The sequence below is a fragment of the Aquimarina gracilis genome (assembly GCF_035285365.1).
Lineage (GTDB): Bacteria > Bacteroidota > Bacteroidia > Flavobacteriales > Flavobacteriaceae > Aquimarina > Aquimarina gracilis.
The window spans coordinates 305,417-323,016 of the sequence record NZ_JAYKLX010000002.1; the positions used below are offsets into that span (position 1 = coordinate 305,417).

The 17,600-nt window shown below is 34.1% G+C and carries 17 protein-coding genes and 2 tRNA genes; 13 read left to right on the forward strand and 6 right to left on the reverse strand.

Annotated elements, in window-relative coordinates; genetic code table 11:
- The first annotated feature begins 27 nt into the window (after positions 1–27).
- Positions 28–234: a membrane or secreted protein gene (locus U6A24_RS04325; RefSeq protein WP_324178713.1), complete on the forward strand. Its 207-nt coding sequence runs from the start codon at positions 28–30 to the stop codon at positions 232–234.
- A gap of 39 nt (positions 235–273) precedes the next feature.
- Positions 274–846: an RNA polymerase sigma factor gene (locus tag U6A24_RS04330; protein WP_324178714.1), complete on the forward strand. Its 573-nt coding sequence runs from the start codon at positions 274–276 to the stop codon at positions 844–846.
- Between the two features lie 5 nt (positions 847–851).
- On the opposite strand, the gene U6A24_RS04335 is transcribed toward U6A24_RS04330, so the two are convergent.
- A complete protein-coding gene (locus U6A24_RS04335) occupies positions 852–1,112 on the reverse strand; it encodes a hypothetical protein (RefSeq protein WP_324178715.1) in 261 nt (86 codons plus the stop codon).
- Positions 1,113–1,349: 237 nt separating this feature from the next.
- Here U6A24_RS04335 and lipA point away from each other — a divergent pair, with 237 nt between their 5' ends.
- Genes lipA through U6A24_RS04350 form a run of 3 tightly spaced genes read left to right on the forward strand, consistent with a single transcriptional unit; the run spans position 1,350 to position 5,511 of the window.
- On the forward strand, positions 1,350–2,222 hold the full coding sequence (lipA, locus tag U6A24_RS04340) for a lipoyl synthase (protein WP_324178716.1): 873 nt from the start codon (positions 1,350–1,352) through the stop codon (positions 2,220–2,222).
- Between the two features lie 32 nt (positions 2,223–2,254).
- Positions 2,255–3,259 (forward strand): type I glyceraldehyde-3-phosphate dehydrogenase, encoded by a 1,005-nt coding sequence (gene gap / locus U6A24_RS04345; protein ID WP_324178717.1) that lies wholly within the window; start codon positions 2,255–2,257, stop codon positions 3,257–3,259.
- Between the two features lie 29 nt (positions 3,260–3,288).
- Positions 3,289–5,511, forward strand: coding sequence for a response regulator (locus tag U6A24_RS04350; RefSeq protein WP_324178718.1), 2,223 nt, complete (start codon positions 3,289–3,291; stop codon positions 5,509–5,511).
- 106 nt (positions 5,512–5,617) lie between these two features.
- Here U6A24_RS04350 and lpxK read toward each other — a convergent pair whose 3' ends face one another.
- The gene (gene lpxK, locus U6A24_RS04355) at positions 5,618–6,682 is read right to left on the reverse strand and encodes a tetraacyldisaccharide 4'-kinase (protein ID WP_324178719.1); all 1,065 of its coding nucleotides are present in this window, start codon (positions 6,680–6,682) and stop codon (positions 5,618–5,620) included.
- A 22-nt stretch (positions 6,683–6,704) separates the two neighbouring features.
- Here lpxK and U6A24_RS04360 point away from each other — a divergent pair, with 22 nt between their 5' ends.
- The 6 genes from U6A24_RS04360 (at position 6,705) to U6A24_RS04385 (ending at position 12,572) form a co-directional block, all read left to right on the forward strand.
- Positions 6,705–7,799: a Nif3-like dinuclear metal center hexameric protein gene (locus U6A24_RS04360; protein ID WP_324178720.1), complete on the forward strand. Its 1,095-nt coding sequence runs from the start codon at positions 6,705–6,707 to the stop codon at positions 7,797–7,799.
- A 3-nt stretch (positions 7,800–7,802) separates the two neighbouring features.
- Positions 7,803–8,579, forward strand: coding sequence for a zinc ribbon domain-containing protein (locus U6A24_RS04365; protein ID WP_324178721.1), 777 nt, complete (start codon positions 7,803–7,805; stop codon positions 8,577–8,579).
- Between the two features lie 69 nt (positions 8,580–8,648).
- The gene (locus U6A24_RS04370; RefSeq protein WP_324178722.1) at positions 8,649–9,884 is read left to right on the forward strand and encodes a glycosyltransferase family 4 protein; all 1,236 of its coding nucleotides are present in this window, start codon (positions 8,649–8,651) and stop codon (positions 9,882–9,884) included.
- 140 nt (positions 9,885–10,024) lie between these two features.
- Entirely contained in the window at positions 10,025–10,738 is a 714-nt protein-coding gene (locus U6A24_RS04375) for a hypothetical protein (RefSeq protein WP_324178723.1), read from the forward strand.
- Positions 10,739–10,819: 81 nt separating this feature from the next.
- Complete coding sequence (locus U6A24_RS04380; RefSeq protein ID WP_324178724.1) at positions 10,820–11,815, forward strand: sensor histidine kinase; 996 nt, start codon at positions 10,820–10,822, stop codon at positions 11,813–11,815.
- Between the two features lies 1 nt (position 11,816).
- On the forward strand, positions 11,817–12,572 hold the full coding sequence (locus U6A24_RS04385; protein ID WP_324178725.1) for a LytR/AlgR family response regulator transcription factor: 756 nt from the start codon (positions 11,817–11,819) through the stop codon (positions 12,570–12,572).
- 93 nt (positions 12,573–12,665) lie between these two features.
- Here the strand turns inward: U6A24_RS04385 and rpsT are convergent, their stop codons facing one another.
- The 4 genes from rpsT to proS form a co-directional block, all read right to left on the reverse strand.
- A complete protein-coding gene (gene rpsT, locus U6A24_RS04390; RefSeq protein ID WP_324178726.1) occupies positions 12,666–12,914 on the reverse strand; it encodes a 30S ribosomal protein S20 in 249 nt (82 codons plus the stop codon).
- Between the two features lie 35 nt (positions 12,915–12,949).
- A tRNA-Glu gene (locus U6A24_RS04395) sits at positions 12,950–13,021 on the reverse strand.
- Positions 13,022–13,089: 68 nt separating this feature from the next.
- Positions 13,090–13,161 (reverse strand) — tRNA-Glu (locus U6A24_RS04400).
- A 79-nt stretch (positions 13,162–13,240) separates the two neighbouring features.
- Complete coding sequence (proS, locus tag U6A24_RS04405) at positions 13,241–14,719, reverse strand: proline--tRNA ligase (RefSeq protein WP_324178727.1); 1,479 nt, start codon at positions 14,717–14,719, stop codon at positions 13,241–13,243.
- 99 nt (positions 14,720–14,818) lie between these two features.
- Between proS and U6A24_RS04410 the strand changes: the two genes are divergently transcribed.
- Together U6A24_RS04410 and U6A24_RS04415 are read left to right on the forward strand one after the other, a co-directional pair.
- Positions 14,819–15,913 carry a hypothetical protein gene (locus tag U6A24_RS04410; RefSeq protein WP_324178728.1) on the forward strand — a complete coding sequence of 365 codons (1,095 nt, stop codon included), beginning with the start codon at positions 14,819–14,821 and terminating at the stop codon, positions 15,911–15,913.
- A 100-nt stretch (positions 15,914–16,013) separates the two neighbouring features.
- On the forward strand, positions 16,014–17,543 hold the full coding sequence (locus U6A24_RS04415; protein ID WP_324178729.1) for an OmpP1/FadL family transporter: 1,530 nt from the start codon (positions 16,014–16,016) through the stop codon (positions 17,541–17,543).
- The last annotated feature ends 57 nt before the right edge of the window (positions 17,544–17,600 follow it).

The window sequence follows — 17,600 nt, forward strand, 5'->3', positions numbered from 1 at the left end:
AGCTAATTTTGATAGTTTTACATTATTATGAAACTTTTACTACTTACAATCGGCTTGTTACTATTGGCTTTTGGAGGAATTGCTATAAAATTATGGGCCAAAAAAGATGGAAAATTTGCTGGAACCTGTGCAAGTCAAAGTCCGTTTCTAAATAAAGAGGGGGAATCGTGTTCTTTGTGTGGAAAAACTCCAGATCAATATGCAAATTGCAACGAACAAGAACATTCAAAATAATTTTCCTCAAACAGGCATAGTCTGCTCAAAAAAAAATCATTGAAAAAAGAACGTCTTACTTTATTAGAAGAGCATATTTCTAAAGCAAAAGATGGAAATCAAGCATCTTTTAACTTCCTGCTTGATACATTTTGGAATGATGTTTATAATTTTCAACTAAAAAGAACACAAGACGAATATGAGGCCGAAGATATTACCATACAAAGTTTTTCCAGAGCCTTTGATAGGATAGAAACGTTTAAAGAAGAATATAACTTTAAGACTTGGTTAATTCAAATATCCAAAAATATTCATATAGATCTTCTTAGAAAAAAGAATGCTTCAATTCAATCTCAAACTACTACACAAGTTGATGATTCTGTTTATAAAATAGCAGATGATAATCCCACACCAGAGGATAAATTAATTACCGAGCAAAATCTTGCCCAGTTACTTTTATATATTAAACAATTAAAACCTCCCTATCAAAAAGTAATTAACTTGCGGTATTTTCAAGAACTGAGCTACAAAGAAATTGCCCAGAATCTTAATGAACCCATAAATAATGTTAAGGTAAAACTTTTGAGAGCAAAGAAATTATTATCTGAAATAATTAACAATAAAAAAGAATAACTTGACTAGGATCTTAGGTTAAAAGAAGTAAACCCTTTGATAACCATAAATAAAGGATCGATCCATTTATCATTGATTTTTTTATCATACTTAACAAACTTTTGAATCAATCCTTTTGGAGCAGATATCTCTTTTTCTATAGCGGTAATATTGATATACCTTTGATTTTTGAGAAGCCATTTCTCAACACGCTTTCGATTATTAAGCCTTTTTTTAGGACTCACCAACTCTTCCTGCATGATTTTTTGTCTTTTTTTGTATGACAAATAACTTTTAAAATCAGAAAAAATTTTATGTTAACTAAATTTTAACCTCTTGTTAAAAAAATATTTAGACTCAAGCTTTAACTATCTTTATTAGAAAACTAATTTTTCAAAATACTTTTTCCCTTTTTAGATTAATTCAATAAAAAATCACCCAGTGCACCTATCAAAATCATAACTTTTACTTAAACTCAATATAATCTAAGCTTTCTTTGTATTTTTGTTGAAAATATTGCTTGTATGAACAATGAAGCTACTGCGATTGCCCCAAAAATAGGAAAACCAAAATGGCTAAGAGTTAAACTCCCTACGGGTAAAAAATATACAGAACTAAGAGGTTTAGTAGATAAGTATGACCTGCATACTATTTGCACATCAGGTAGTTGCCCTAATATGGGTGAATGCTGGAGTGAAGGAACAGCAACTTTCATGATTCTTGGAAATATTTGCACACGATCATGTGGGTTTTGTGGAGTTAAAACAGGACGACCAGAAACTGTCGATTGGGAAGAACCAGAAAAAGTTGCCCGATCTATAAAAATAATGAAAATAAAGCATGCTGTAATTACCTCGGTTGATAGAGATGATCTGGCTGATGGAGGTTCTATAATCTGGGCAGAAACTATACAAGCCATTCGTAGAATGAACCCTGAAACCACTTTAGAAACATTAATTCCAGACTTTCAGGGAAAAACTAAAAACATAGACAGGATAATTGCTGTTGGTCCTGAGGTGGTTTCCCATAATATGGAAACGGTAAAAAGATTAACACGAGAAGTTCGTATACAGGCTAAGTATGAGCAAAGTCTACAAGTACTTAAATACCTAAAAGATAATGGCATAAGACGCACCAAAAGTGGAATTATGCTGGGATTGGGTGAAAAAGAAGATGAAGTCATTCAAACTCTAAAGGATCTAAGAGAAGTAAATTTAGACATTGTTACTATAGGGCAATATCTACAACCAAGTAAAAAACATCTACCGGTAAAAGAATTTATTACTCCTGATCAATTCAAAAAATACGAAGAAATTGGATTAGAAATGGGGTTTAGACATGTCGAAAGTGGCGCCTTGGTTAGATCTTCTTATAAAGCACAAAAGCATTTAACCTAACCCATAAACCTATACAATAGTAAGAGGATTTGATGAATACACCAACAAGAATTGCCATTAATGGTTTTGGAAGAATAGGTCGCAATCTTTTCAGACTATTACTAAATCATCCTAGTATAAAGGTTGTTGCTATTAATGACCTAGCAGACGCCAAAACTCTAAGTCACTTGCTTAAATATGATAGCATTCATGGAGTTTTACCCATAAACATATCTTACAATGATGATCACATCATCGCTGAAAACATTAAGGTTCCTTTGATTAACATAAAAGATCCTGAAAATTGCAATTGGAAAAAATATAATGTTGATATTGTTGTAGAAGCTACGGGGAAATTTAAGACTAAAATTCTGGCTCAAAAACACTTAATAGCGGGAGCAAAAAAAGTTATACTCTCTGCCCCACCGTTGGAGGACAGCATTAAAACAATAGTGCTTGGAGTTAATGATCATATTATTGATGGCTCTGAAACCATAATATCCAACGCATCATGCACAACAAACAATGCTGCTCCAATGATTAAAATCATTAATGATCTATGCGGAATTGAGCAAGCCTATATCACCACAGTACACAGTTACACAACAGATCAAAGCTTACACGATCAACCTCATAGGGATTTAAGACGGGCTAGAGCTGCAAGCCAATCTATTGTCCCAACAACTACAGGAGCTGCAAAAGCTTTAACAAAAGTATTTCCAGAATTAAGTGATGTCATTGGAGGATGTGGTATCAGAGTTCCTGTTCCAGATGGATCACTAACCGATATTACATTCAATGTAAAAAAAGAGACATCGATCAACGAAATAAACCAGGCTTTTAAAAGAGCATCCGAAACACATTTAAAAGGTATTTTGGCATATACTGAAGATCCAATTGTTTCTGTAGATATTCTTGGCAATCCACATTCATGCGTATTCGATTCTTTAATGACATCAGTAATAGGAAAGATGGTCAAAATAATTGGTTGGTATGATAATGAAATTGGTTATAGTAATAGAATAATTGATTTAATTGTCAACATTTGTAAGAAATAACTATCTTAGTTGAGATTTTTAGAGGAAAAATGCCAACCCCAATAAGACAATTTATATTTATAATTTTATTAGTTTGTTGTTTTTTTACTTCGGCTCAAACAGCTGATAACCAAACAAACATACAAACAAATGATACTATTGACCATTATTTAATAGAAGCCTCAAAAGCTATAAATAAAGGCCAATTAGAGCTTGCACTTTCTAATGTAATTATAGCAAAAGATCTTACTCCTAATAATCAAAGTAAAGCCTACAATGCCAAAACCAAAATGGTACTAGCCAAGCTATACAGAGAATTAGGTGATTACAACCAGGCAGAAGAGCAAATTTTGGAAGCCATAGAAATTCATAAAGAATTCGACGATGAAAATATGCTAGCGCATTCATATTCTCTTTATGGCTCAATTGCTATAGCACTTAAAAAATTTGATACCGCAAAAAAAGTTCTTGAAGAAGCATTATCAATCACAAAAAAAAGCAAAACTAAAGGACTTGAAGGCCCTATAAAACTCAATTTAGGACTTCTTGCACTTGAACAGAAACAATACGATACCGCTATAGCATATTTTAATAGTGGTCTACCCATAATAGAATCTGTTAATTTAAGTTACTTTAAAGCACAAGTTTATATAAATAAAGCGAGAACATTATTAGCGCAAGATCAAGCCGACGAAGCATTAAGAACAAATGATCTGGCTATGAAAATTGGGCAAGAAAATGAGTATACCAGAATACGATCCGAATGTTATTTTATTTATAGTAAGATTTACGAGCATAAAAAAGATTACCAATCCTCATTAAGCAATCTTAAAACCCACAAAAGGATTACAGATTCATTATTTAATATTAATAAGGAAATAATTGTTCAAGAAGCAGGAGCTAAACTGAATCTTAATGAAAATAATGTTTTAATTGAAGAGCTCACCGAAGAAAATAACCAACAACTCAAATCATTAAAATTAGGAAGACTAACTACAATCCTGAGTATAGCCCTTATTACTATATTGTCGTTATTAACCCTATCTCTTTATAAAAACAATAATTTAAGAGCCAGAGCCAACGAACTGCTGCAAAATAAGAATACAGAGCTTATTCTAGCAAAAGAAAATGCAGAGCGAGCGAGTGAGGCCAAAGTTCAGTTCTTATCTACAATTACCCACGAACTAAGAACTCCTTTGTATGCTGTTACCGGACTTACGCACCTTTTGCTAGAGGAAAGTCCGACACCAAATCAAAAAGAGCATTTGAATTCCCTTAAATTTTCTGGGGAATACCTGTTATCATTAATTAACAACATCTTAGACCTTAATAAACTTGAGGCTAACAAAGTGGAATTAGAAAACACTTCTTTTAATTTAAAGAAAAGAATTAATGATGTACTAATTGCCCTAGGCAAATCGGCAAAAGATAGAAATAACAAATTGCATTATGAATTTGACGACTCTATACCTCCAAAACTGAAAGGAGACCCATTGAAAGTTTCCCAAATTCTAATTAATCTTATTGGCAACTCTATTAAGTTCACTCAAAATGGCGACATCTGGATACGAGTGAAACCTATTAACATAAATGAAAGCAATATATCACTCAATTTTGAAATCGAAGATAATGGTGTAGGGATTTCTGAAAAGAAACAACAAACAATTTTTGAAAATTTCACACAAGGATCAGTACAAATTAATAGAAAGTTTGGCGGCACAGGGCTAGGTCTTTCTATTGTAAAAAATCTTTTATCTCTAATGGATAGTGAGATAAAACTTGAGAGTAAATTAGGAAAAGGCTCCAAATTTTTATTCAACCTTACCTTTGAAATTTTTGAAGAAAAAAGTACAGACTATCTGGAAGAAGCGAAAAAAATCGATTATAAGATATTAGCAGATAAACATATATTAATTGTAGAAGACAATAAGATCAATCAATTAATCACCAGAAAAATTTTGGAAAAGAATAAGATAAAGTGTGATGTTGCTGATAATGGTGATATAGCGGTCAATAAGGCCAAAGAAAACTCTTTCGATCTTATTCTTATGGATATACACATGCCTGGTATAAGTGGTATTGAGGCTACAAAACAGATCAGAGAATTTGACAAAGAAATCCCAATTATTGCACTTACAGCAGTAACGCTAGATGACAACTTGGATGAATTTTATGATAATGGCTTTAATGACATCATCCCAAAACCATATAAAACAGAGGAGTTTTTCACAAAACTTCATAAGGCATTGGCAAAAAAACAAACAACAACATAAAGAGACTTTGGCATAACTATTGAAGAATTTTGTATAACACAAGCTATAGTAGCTTATTTGAGTTAGCCAAAACATATATTAAAAATGAGGTTTAAGTTGATAAACCTCATTTTTTTATATAACTGAATATCATTTTATTAAACTCCTCCCCGTTTTCTACAAACTTCATTTCAATGGGCTGATACCATAAGTTATCCGATTTAAAATTACCTGATAAACGCATATAATCCTTTTCAGTCGTGATTATATGTTCAAGATTCCTAAATTCCTCCAACTCTTTCTCAGAAAAATTATGATGATCAGGGAAATTTATGTGGTTAAATTGTAATCCCAAAGAATCATAATACTCTACTAGCCTTTTAGGGTTTGCAATCCCAGTAATAAGAGAAAAAGAAGAATTCTTAAAGACTTCCAAAGATCGCATTTCAGAACTTCCGATCACTTCATTACCATAATTAATAGTTGCAAAAAACAGAGACTGATGATCTTCTATATTAAGCTTCTTTCTTATTCTTTTTCTTTCATCAACAGAAATATCCTCTGGACATTTGGTTACCACAATAATATCAGCTCGCTTTGCACCTTCTCGTGGCTCTCTTAAATTTCCTGTTGGTAATAGAATATCATCACAATACAAATCATAGTATGCAGTTAATAGGATGTAAAACCCGGCTTTTACTTTTCTATGTTGATAAGCATCATCTAGCAATATTGTATCAGGTTTTGGATTAAACTTTATAAGATTAGCAATACCACGACGCCTATCACTATCAACACTCACAAATACTTCTGGAAACTTAGTTTTAAACTGCAATGGTTCATCTCCCACTTCTTTTACCGTAGAAGATGATTTAACTAACTGAAAACCTTCAGTTTCTCTTTTATACCCCCTGCTCAAGGTCGCTAGTTTCACTTCTTCCCTAAGTAATCTAATCAGATATTCAATCATTGGTGATTTACCCGTACCGCCTACGCTTAGATTTCCGACGGCAATTACCGGAAAGTCATAGCCTGTAGATTTTTTAATTCCCAGATCATACATTTTATTTCGTAACCATGTTATAAAGTAATAGACCGGAACAACAGGAAGAAGTATCTTTCGCAATAGATTCATGGTTACAAAAGTATGAAACGTAACTTTGATAATCCCAAAAAGTTTTTTTACATTCAATTTTTACTTAAAACAACAAACAATGCAAATTAAAGAGGTTATACAACACCTTGAAGCTTTGGCTCCCACTACTTATGCTGAAGGCTTTGACAATGTAGGCTTATTGGTAGGAGACCCTGACACCAAAGTTACCGGAATATTGGTCACATTAGATACTTTGGAGATAGTCGTAGAAGAAGCTATAGAAAACAATTGTAATCTAATAGTAAGTTTTCATCCCATTGTATTTAAAGGAATAAAGAAATTTAATGGCAATAATTATGTAGAACGCGTAGTAATGAAAGCCATTAAAAACGATATTGCAATTTTTGCAATACACACAGCCCTTGATAATGCTTTAAATGGAGTGAACGATATGATTTGCGAGCAATTAGGCTTAACAGATCGAAAAATCCTAATACCCCAAAACGGGAACATAAAAAAACTAACCACCTTTGCACCCATTGCAGAAGCCGAAACTTTGAGATCAAAACTTTTTGATGCAGGCGCAGGAACTATTGGCAATTATGATAACTGTAGTTTCTCGACCGATGGCACTGGCACGTTTAGAGCTCAAGAACATGCAAACCCCACTATAGGCAAGATTGGAAAGATTCATCATGAAAAAGAAACTCAAATTCAGATAACCTATCCAAAACATAAAGAAAAGAACATTCTAAAAGCACTTTTTGAAAATCATTCTTATGAAGAGGTGGCATATGAAATTATTACCTTAGAAAATCAGAACCAAAATATAGGAATGGGAATGATTGGTGAGTTACCCGAACCCATGAATGAATTAGATTTTTTAAAACATATTAAAAATGTTTTTAAAACGGGCTGTGTACGATATTCTGAATTATTAGACAAACCGATCCGAAGGGTAGCTGTACTAGGCGGAAGCGGAAGTTTTGCTATTAAAAATGCCATACAAGCAGGAGCCGATGTTTTTATTACTGCAGATCTAAAATATCATCAATTCTATGAAGCCGAAAAACAACTTCTACTTGCCGATATTGGACATTATGAAAGTGAGCAATACACAAAAAACCTAATTGTTACCTATCTTAGAAAAAAAATCAGTAATTTTGCAATCATTTTATCGGATAAAAACACCAATCCTATTCAATATCTTTAAAATATGGCAAAGAAAGAAGTTACTGTTGAGCAAAAATTAAGAGCACTATATGACTTGCAATTAATTGACTCTAGAGTTGATGAGATTAGAAACGTTCGCGGAGAATTACCTCTAGAGGTTGAAGATCTTGAAGACGAAGTAGCCGGATTAAACAAAAGATTAGACAAGCTTAATAATGATCTTGAAACTATTGATGACGGCATCAAGAGCAAGAAAAATCTTATTGAGGAAGCTAAAGCACTAATCAAAAAATACGGAGAACAACAAAAAAATGTTCGAAACAATCGCGAATATAACTCTCTAAGTAAAGAGATTGAGTTTCAAGAGTTAGAAATTCAATTGGCAGAAAAACATATTAAAGAGCACAAAGCTCAGATTGTTCAAAAAAATGAGATCATAACTCAAACCAAAGATAAGCTAGCAGAACGCAACGAACACTTATCACATAAGAAAGGAGAGCTTGATGCTATTTTGGCAGAAACCGAAAAAGAAGAACAAGCCTTAATTGCAAAATCTGAAGATTATCAAAAAGAAATTGAAGAACGTTTGGTCAATGCATATAAAAGAATTAGAAACAATGTAAAAAATGGTCTTGCTGTTGTTCCAATTGAGCGTGGTGCATCGGGTGGGTCTTTCTTTACAATCCCTCCTCAAGTTCAAATGGAAATTGCTTCTCGTAAAAAAATTATTACTGATGAGCATAGTGGGAGAATTCTAGTTGACCAAGAGCTTGCCAAAGAAGAAAAAGAAAAAATGGAAGCGCTCTTTGCCAAATTATAGTGAAAAACACAATCGATATATTAGCCTCAGTTAAAACTGGGGCTTTTTTGATTCTAAACCAAACCAAAAATGAATCATGTCTTAATTATAGGTCTTGTCTGGCCCGAACCTAATTCATCTGCAGCAGGAAGTAGAATGCTGCAACTTATAAGCACGTTTTTAGCCAAAAACTGGAAAATCACTTTTGCGAGTCCAGCCGCCACCAGTGAACATATGATCGACTTGAACGAATTAGGAATCTCGAGAGTGAATATTGATATTAACAACTCAAGCTTTGATCATTTTATAAAGCAATTACAACCCGACATTGTCATGTTCGACCGGTTTATGATCGAAGAACAATTTGGCTGGAGAGTTGCTCAACACAGTCCGGACTCTCTTAGAATCCTTAATACAGAAGATTTACATAGTTTAAGAAGAACCCGACAGGAATCTTTTAAAACCAATAAAAAACACACTATCAAAGATCTATTATTGAGTGATTTTACAAAAAGAGAAATTGCCAGTATTTATCGTTGTGATCTTTCGCTTATAATTTCCGATTTTGAAATAAGACTACTTAAACATGAGTTCAACATTCAGGAAGATTTATTACATTATATTCCTTTTCTATTAGATTCTATTGATTCTGAAGCTACCGCTAAATGGCCAGTTTTCGAAGAAAGGGATCACTTTATTACTATCGGCAATTTCCGTCATGAACCAAATTGGAACAGTGTATTATATCTAAAAAAAACTATTTGGCCCCTTATAAAAAAAGAATTACCCGAAGCAGAATTACATGTATACGGGGCCTATCCCCCACCAAAGGCAACCCAATTACATAATGTAAAAGATGGTTTTATAATCAAGGGTTGGACAAAAGATGCTCAAGCAGTCATGCAGAAAGCCCGTGTTTGCCTGGCTCCTTTACGGTTTGGCGCAGGAATTAAAGGGAAACTTGCTGAAGCTATGCTATGTGGAACACCAAGTATTACAACTTCTATTGGTATTGAAGGCATGTTGGACGAAGATTCAGATTGGAACGGCTTTGTATCAGACGAACCTAATCACTTCGCAAAAGCAGCCGTAAGATTATATTCTGACAAAAATCTCTGGCAACAATCACAGCAAAACGGTATAGAAATTATTAATACGCGTTTCGAAAAAAATAAATTTCATACCGCCTTTATTGAAAAAATCAATTTTGTAAGAGAAAATTTAGAAGAACAACGCGCAAAAAACTTTATAGGCAGCATGCTTCAATTTCATACATTAAGAAGTACAGAATTCATGTCTCGTTGGATCGAGGAAAAAAACAAGTAAATAGGTTCATTAATCTGAATATTAAAATACACAATCGAGTTAACTCGTAGTTCATCACAATATATCGTAGTTCATCAAAATTCATTTTCATGTTCATAAATAAAGCTGTCAATTCGTACAGTAATATCAAAAATCAAAACATGAAAAAAATTTCACTCATCAATCTTTCACTTATCGTTATCATTGGAGTTTACTTAATTAAAAAAGACGATATAAAACAATCAACATTCGAAGAAATTACTGCAGAGCGGTTAAACATAGTAGGAAAAAATGGCAATAAGTATGTCGTAATTAGCAATCCCGAAAAACAAGCATCCCCATCCGAAAACAACAAATCTTTAAAACACTACAGACAAAGTAGAGAACCAGGATTAGTATTTTTTAATAGTGAAGGAGACGAAGTCGGAGGCCTCATTTTTGATGCCGATAGCACAAACAGTTACCAATATTTTACTTTTGATCAATACAAAGGCGATCAGGTTATGTACCTTGCAAAAGATGAAACTCTTGTAGACGGAAATTGGAAAAGATGGTATGGATTAATCTTTAATGAACGATCTAACAAACCTCAAAAAAAAATTCTTGAAGAATACCAAAAGATTATACAAAGCAACTTAGACTCTACAGAATTAAAAAAACAACTTAAAGAATTTTGGTCTTATGAAAAAGGAAATAGAGAAATGAATCGAATGTTTGTTGGTCGCGAGACAAATGGAGAAATTGGAATTTTTCTTACCGATAGAACGGAAAAACCAAGATTGCATATTTATGTTGATTCTCTTGGAACCCCCTTTATTAAAACTTTTGACCAACAGGGAAATGCAACCAACATCTTGAAAACAAGAAAAGAATAATGAGTTTACTATCCTCTTGAATTCTGAATAAATTTGGTTTATCTTATTATCCCCTTGCATTAATCCAGTATATCGCTAATTATGTACAAAAGATCCTGGTTAAAATATGTCCTGCTTTTTGCTTTCTGCCTTTTTAGACACACCCTTACTAGAATAAAAATTCACGGAGGTTTTGAAGGGCTTCACTTTACAGATGGTTTATACTGGTCTTTTTTAAATGGCGTAATCTGTATTCTGATAATTGACTGGCTAAGCAAAAAGTTTAAAAAAACTGGTTTTCTGTTTTTGTATAGTACTGTAGGTAACCTAATTATCGTTTCAATCTACAGTATAATGGTAATGTATTATTTGGGCCCTGGCTTGGAGGATACCAAATTTGTTATAACAGAGCTTACCTATTTTCTTTTTGAAGTTATATTGGTCACAACGCTATATCTACTTTATATACTTATAAAAAACTATCAAGAAAAAGAAAAAGAGCTTTTAATACTTCAAAATACACAAGCAAAAATGGAAGTCAAACTTCTTGAAGATCAGATAAACCCACATTTTCTTTTTAATAATTTGAATATACTATCCACAATTATCAATAAAGGAAAATCGAAAGATGCCGATCAGTTTCTAAATACATTCAGTCGTATTTACCGATATGTAATTGACTATAAAAACCAAGAGCTCATTTTGCTCTCAAAAGAATTAGAGTTTGTAAAGGATTATATATATCTTTTAGAAAAACGTTTTGTCAACTCATACACCTTTAACATTAACATAGCTGGAAATGAAGAAACCAAATACTACATTATACCAAATACACTTCAAATTTTAGTAGAAAACATTGTAAAGCATAATGAAGGTTCATCAGATCATCCTGTAGAAGTTTTTTTAGACATACAAGAAGATCATTTAGTAATAAAAAATACGTATTCTCCAAAAAAATACAAACCAGAATCAAAAAAGATAGGATTATCAAACCTAAAAAAAAAAAGATATCGTTTACTCTATGAACAAGAAATAAGTATTACCCAATACAAAGATTATTTTATAGTAAATATTCCTTTAGTAATAAAACACATATAACATGAACCTCCTTCTTGTTGAAGACGAACAATTTGCAGCTTATAGGCTTAAATCATTTATTAGACGATACAATCTCTCTTGGGATATTATAAATGAGCTAACATCTATAAGTGAGCTACTATATGTTCTAAAAAATACTCCTAAACAAATTGATCTCATACTCTCTGATATTGAGCTTAGCGATGGGAACTTAATGCAAGTCATTCATTTGCTACCTAAGAATATTCCCATTATTTTCGTAACTGCCTATGATCAATATTGGCAAAAAGCATTCTCTTTAAACAGTATACATTACATTACAAAACCTTTTGATTTCAAACAAATCAAAACCGCATTAGATAAATTCGTTTTACTAAATAAACAAGGAAACTTGCTAGACCACGAACAAATAAGTTTACTTCTAAACAACTCCAAGCATTATAAAGAAAAACTGTTAATCAAAAAGCATCGTAAACTACATCTAATTGACGTAAAAAGCATAGGTCATTTTTTATCGGAAGGAGGTATTTTATTTGCAAGAATTGGAGATCAAAGGATGTTACTAAAAGAAACTTCTCTTACCAATTTAAAATCTACATTAAACCCAAATCAATTCTTTAGGATTAATAGACATCAAATAGTAAATAGTAATCATATCTCCTCTATTCAAAAATATAATAAAGACACCTTGCTCATCAAATTATCTGATGGTAATGAATTAAGAACCTCACAAGGAAGAACAAAACCATTCAAAGATTGGCTCGATAAAAAACTATAACCTATATAAAATGCTCATTTTTGTATAACAAAAAAAGCTTTTCCAAAAATTGGAAAAGCTCAATATACCATATATCGTTTACTTTACTCTTTCTTAAAGAGTAGCTACGTGTTTAGCAAGCTGTGACTTTAAGTTAGCTGCTTTATTCTTATGAATAACATTATTCTTAGCTAACTTGTCAAGCATAGAAACAACTGTAGGAAACATAGCTTCTGCCTCTTTCTTATCAGCCTCACGTAATTTCTTGATAGCATTACGTGTAGTTTTGTGCTGGTATCTGTTTCTAAGACGCTTTGTCTCGCTATTTCTAATTCTCTTTAATGCTGACTTGTGATTTGCCATCTCTCTTCTATTAAATTTCTTACTACTAAAATTTGTAGCCCGTAGGGGAATCGAACCCCTCTTACCAGGATGAAAACCTGGCGTCCTAGCCGATAGACGAACGGGCCATTTTCCTTTTTCAAGGATTGCAAATTTATAGCTTTCACTTTAAATCTACAATTAATTTCATAATTCGTAGCCCGTAGGGGAATCGAACCCCTCTTACCAGGATGAAAACCTGGCGTCCTAGCCGATAGACGAACGGGCCATAGTTGTTTGCCTAATTGCGGATGCAAAAATACAACTATTTTTTAATGGCGCAAGAGTTATTTTATTTTTTTTAAAACTTAATACGCTTTCGCAAATAAAACACGTTTTTTTGAAGGATTACCACTATAAACACACACACCTTCTTCCTCTTTTGCATCAAATGGAATACAACGTATTGTTGCTTTTGTAAGTTCTTTGATCTTCTGTTCTGTTTCTATCGTTCCATCCCAATGTGCCGAAATAAAACCTCCTTTATTTTCAAGCATTTCTTTGAAATCTTCAAAAGAATTTACTTCAGTAATATGACCATCTCTATATTGAGTAGCTTTTGCATGAAGGCTTTTCTGAATATCTTCTAGCAATGCTTCTATAGTTTCAACCACTTCATTTTTGGCTACAAATTGCTTTGTTAACGTATCTCGACGAGCTAATTCTACTGTTCCTTTCTCCAAATCTTTAGGTCCAATTGCTATTCGCAGTGGCACTCCTTGCAATTCATATTGTGCAAATTTAGCTCCTGGTCGGTGGGTATCCCGGTTATCATACTTAACTGAAATTCCTTTAGCTCTTAAATCAGCAACCAATTCATTAGCCACTTCAGAAATTTGATCCAATTGTTCTTCTCCTTTATAGATAGGAACGATAACAACTTGAATTGGCGCTAAATTAGGAGGCAAAACCAGTCCATTATCATCACTATGAGTCATAATCAAAGCTCCCATTAATCTTGTAGAAACTCCCCAAGAAGTAGCCCACACATAATCTAGTTTTCCTTCTTTTGAAGTAAATTTAACATCAAATGCCTTTGCAAAATTTTGTCCTAGAAAATGAGAGGTTCCCGCCTGCAATGCTTTTCCATCTTGCATAAGAGCTTCAATACAGTACGTATCCTCTGCTCCTGCAAAACGTTCACTTTCTGTTTTTCTTCCTTTTATTACAGGAATTGCCATAAAATTCTCTACAAAATCGGCATACACATTGTTCATTTGCTCTGTTTCGGCAATTGCCTCTTCTCTCGTCTCATGTGCAGTATGTCCTTCTTGCCATAAAAACTCCGCCGTACGCAGAAAAAGTCGGGTTCTCATCTCCCAACGAACTACATTGGCCCATTGATTTACCAAAATTGGTAAATCTCTATACGATTGTATCCATCCTTTATACGTATTCCAGATAATTGCCTCAGAAGTAGGACGAACTATAAGCTCTTCTTCTAATTTTGCATTAGGATCTACAATTAACTTTGAGCTATCTTCTGGATCAGTCTTTAATCTGTAGTGCGTTACAACGGCACATTCTTTTGCAAATCCTTCAGCATTTTTTTCTTCAGCTTCAAAAAGACTTTTTGGAACAAATAATGGAAAATATGCATTTTGATGACCTGTTTCTTTAAATTTCCTATCTAATTCTGCCTGCATTTTTTCCCAAATAGCATACCCATATGGCTTAATAACCATGCATCCTCTTACTGCCGAATTCTCGGCCAAGTCTGCCTTAACGACTAATTCGTTATACCATTTTGAATAATCTTCACTACGCTTTGTTAAATTCTTGCTCATAAACTGCTATTTGGCACAAATGTTGTGGCTTTGTTAAATATAATTTTGTTAGCGCAAAACTAACTAAATTTGTAATGTTCAACAATAAAATAAGAAGATATGCATCCTAAAAATTATTTTCAAAGAAATAGTGCCGCCACAGTTTTACTTGTGGTCAGTGCGCTTATGTTGACGTCTTGTAGTTCTTATGAATATGTACCTTATAATGATGGTATCTATGCCGATTCAAGAAACCAAAGAAATACAGAATCTCAACCTAATAGAACTCCAAAAAAGTCAAGTTACTATTCAAGCTATTTTTCTGAAAAATCAGCACAAATAGATAATGTTGTTGAACAGAATGAAATTTTTACCGACGTTGATTCTTATTCTAGTGAAGAATATGATGCCGCCGACACCACGGCTGTGGCAGCTCTTAATTATGAAACTGCACAACCTGCATGGGGAAGTAACCCTACTGAGGTAAACGTAAACATCATTGATAATGGTTGGAACAACTGGTGGGGTCCTGGATGGGGACTTGGCTGGGGATGGAATGCCGGCTGGGGATGGAATGGATGGTACGGACCCGGTTGGGGATGGAACGCTGGCTGGGGATGGAATGGATGGTACGGACCCGGATGGGGACTTGGCTGGGGATGGAATGCCGGCTGGGGATGGGGACGCCCTTGGTACGGTGGTTTTTACGGCCCCTATAACAGAGGTTACTATGGCCGTGGATATGCTTATAACAGAGGTGGTAGGTATATTGGATATAATGGTGGCAGAAATTCATATGCCTATTCAAGAAATCGTAGCAGAGCATCATATAGAAATTCAGCTTACAGATCAAGGTCTGCCAATGGAAATTACTCTCGAAGCAGACAAGGATATACAAACCGAAGAAGAGTATCTGCAGATGGAAGCCGAAGTAGAAGTTCTAGTTATTCGAATAGGTCTGGCAACAGCTCGTACAACTCTCGCTCAAGGTCTTCTTCTATAAATCGCAACGGAAGCTCCAGGAGATATTCTAGTTCTCCATCGCGATCAAGAAACTATTCTTCGGGCAGAAGCTACTCTAGAGGAACGTCTCCTGCAAGAAGCAGAGGCTCAAGTTACTCAAGAGGAAGTTCTTCACGCAGTAGCGGTTACTCACGTTCTAGCGGCAGATCTTCATCAAGAAGTAGTGGTAGTCGAGGTAGAGGAAGAGGATAAAAATCATATCAGAGTTGGCACAAACCTGATATTTATCAGAAAACTTTCCCGAATGTCTCAGTATTTTTGAGACATTCTGTAATTCTAAAATTATTATCTAATGAAAAAGCTATTCTTATTCATAGGTGCTCTATCTATGTCTTTTCTGAATGCTCAAGATATTACAGATGCTTTGAGATATTCTCAACAAGATATTATCGGAACAGCACGATTTAGAGGTATGAGCGGCGCTTTTGGAGCGCTTGGTGGAGATTTATCTGCATTACAAATTAACCCTGCAGGATCTGCCGTGTTTCTAAGTTCCTATGGCTCTATAACACTTTCTTCAACCACGATTAATAATGATGCTAGTTATAATGACGATAGATTTCTCAATGGTTTTAACAACTCGAGTTCTTCTAATTTCAATTTTAATCAGCTAGGAGCAGTTTTTATTTATGACCATTACGATGAAGAATCATCTGGAATTAATAAACTATCTCTTGGTCTAACCTACGATCAAACTGCTGATAATGCTGACGAGTTTTTCACTTTTGGACAAAGTCGAAATTCTATAGACAGTTATTTTCTTACCGAAGCTCAAGGCATCCCTTTAGACCTTATAAGCCGCAGACCTGGTGAAACACCTAGCGAACTGTATGCATTTCTAGGTGAAACAGAGGGATATAGTGCACAGCAAGCCTTTTTGGGCCATGAAGCTTTTGTTATAGAAGCAGATGATTTGGACAACCCAGATAACACAACTTACTTTTCGAATATCGCACCTGGAGTGTTTGATCAAGAATACTTTTATGAGAGCACTGGACTTAATGGAAAGTTCACTTTAAATCTTGGAGCTCAAATTAACAGAGATTTCTATATTGGATTCAACCTTAACTCACATTTCATTAACTATGATAAGGTTACAGAGTTTTTTGAAGGAAACAATAACCCTGGAAGTAATGTAAATGAAGTATTATTCACAAATAGATTATCTGCCAACGGCGCAGGGTTCTCAGGACAAATTGGGGCTATTGCAAAAGTCTCCCAAATGCTTCGCCTGGGGGTTTCTTATGAATCACCTACATGGTATTATATCGAAGAAGAAACCATTCAGCGAATAGAAACAATTAGCGATACAGATGGTCGAGCAGTAGTAAACCCCGATGTTGTGAATATTTTCCCTGAATACAATCTGCGAACACCCGAAAGCTATACAGGTAGCGCCGCTATTTTGTTTGGTCAGAATGGGCTAATAAGTTTGGATTACACATATAAAGATTATACGGCTATAGAACTTAGTTCTGATTTTGCGAATAGTTTTACGAGCGTGAATAGCGATATTGATAACAATTTGCAGGGAGTCTCTATTATTCGTATTGGAAGCGAATGGAGAAACGGAAACTGGAGTTTCAGAGGAGGGTATAGTTACGAAGAAAGTCCCTATAAAAATGAATTAATACTTGGAGACAAAAATGGCTTTTCAATTGGTGCAGGATACAGTTTTGAACAGTTCAGATTCGATGTAGCCTATGACTATACAGAGCAAGAGCGCTTAGAACGTTTCTTCCCAAACTCTGGGTTTAACAATTTTGCATTTGTAGATACTTATAGAGATACTTTAACCTTTACGCTAGGAATGGTCTTTTAATAATAAGGCACTATATATAAAAAAGAGCTGATATCAAAAGATATCAGCTCTTTTTTA

Coding starts and splice junctions, on each gene's coding strand:
- gap (WP_324178717.1), top strand. CDS start 2,255: ATGAATACACCAACAAGAATTGCCATTAATGGTTTTGGAAGAATAGGT.
- U6A24_RS04380 (WP_324178724.1), top strand. CDS start 10,820: ATGTACAAAAGATCCTGGTTAAAATATGTCCTGCTTTTTGCTTTCTGC.
- U6A24_RS04415 (WP_324178729.1), top strand. CDS start 16,014: ATGAAAAAGCTATTCTTATTCATAGGTGCTCTATCTATGTCTTTTCTG.
- U6A24_RS04360 (WP_324178720.1), top strand. CDS start 6,705: ATGCAAATTAAAGAGGTTATACAACACCTTGAAGCTTTGGCTCCCACT.
- U6A24_RS04350 (WP_324178718.1), top strand. CDS start 3,289: ATGCCAACCCCAATAAGACAATTTATATTTATAATTTTATTAGTTTGT.
- lipA (WP_324178716.1), top strand. CDS start 1,350: ATGAACAATGAAGCTACTGCGATTGCCCCAAAAATAGGAAAACCAAAA.
- rpsT (WP_324178726.1), bottom strand. CDS start 12,914: ATGGCAAATCACAAGTCAGCATTAAAGAGAATTAGAAATAGCGAGACA.
- proS (WP_324178727.1), bottom strand. CDS start 14,719: ATGAGCAAGAATTTAACAAAGCGTAGTGAAGATTATTCAAAATGGTAT.
- U6A24_RS04375 (WP_324178723.1), top strand. CDS start 10,025: ATGAAAAAAATTTCACTCATCAATCTTTCACTTATCGTTATCATTGGA.
- U6A24_RS04385 (WP_324178725.1), top strand. CDS start 11,817: ATGAACCTCCTTCTTGTTGAAGACGAACAATTTGCAGCTTATAGGCTT.
- U6A24_RS04325 (WP_324178713.1), top strand. CDS start 28: ATGAAACTTTTACTACTTACAATCGGCTTGTTACTATTGGCTTTTGGA.
- U6A24_RS04365 (WP_324178721.1), top strand. CDS start 7,803: ATGGCAAAGAAAGAAGTTACTGTTGAGCAAAAATTAAGAGCACTATAT.
- U6A24_RS04370 (WP_324178722.1), top strand. CDS start 8,649: ATGAATCATGTCTTAATTATAGGTCTTGTCTGGCCCGAACCTAATTCA.
- U6A24_RS04410 (WP_324178728.1), top strand. CDS start 14,819: ATGCATCCTAAAAATTATTTTCAAAGAAATAGTGCCGCCACAGTTTTA.